Annotated in this window: 1 protein-coding gene; it reads left to right on the top strand. The window is 67.9% G+C overall.

Features of this window, described 5'->3' with window-relative positions:
• A partial coding sequence (locus J8I82_RS38125) for an Ig-like domain-containing protein (protein ID WP_209765825.1) occupies positions 1 to 271 on the top strand: 271 nt, incomplete at both ends.

Genomic DNA, 271 nt, shown 5'->3' with positions numbered 1-271 from the left:
CACCGTCGTTCTGGCCCCGGCCCAGGCCAATGGCGAACTGCTGGACGTCGTGGCCATCGACGATGCGGGGGTATCGTCACTACCAACGCAAATCACCGCGCCAGACATTACCGCGCCGGCCGCCCCGAGCGAACTGGCCGTCAACGCCGATGGCACTGTCGTCACCGGCCGTGCCGAACCGGGCAGCACCGTGCGGGTACTGGCCGCCGATGGCACTACCGTGCTGGGTAGCGTCGTGGTTGGCGCGACCGGTAGCTTCAGCATCACCCTC

Source organism: Cupriavidus consociatus (assembly GCF_017814975.1).
Taxonomy (GTDB): domain Bacteria; phylum Pseudomonadota; class Gammaproteobacteria; order Burkholderiales; family Burkholderiaceae; genus Cupriavidus; species Cupriavidus consociatus.
The sequence above is the reverse complement of the archived record's forward strand: the minus strand, read 5'-3'. Positions and strand labels throughout refer to the sequence as shown.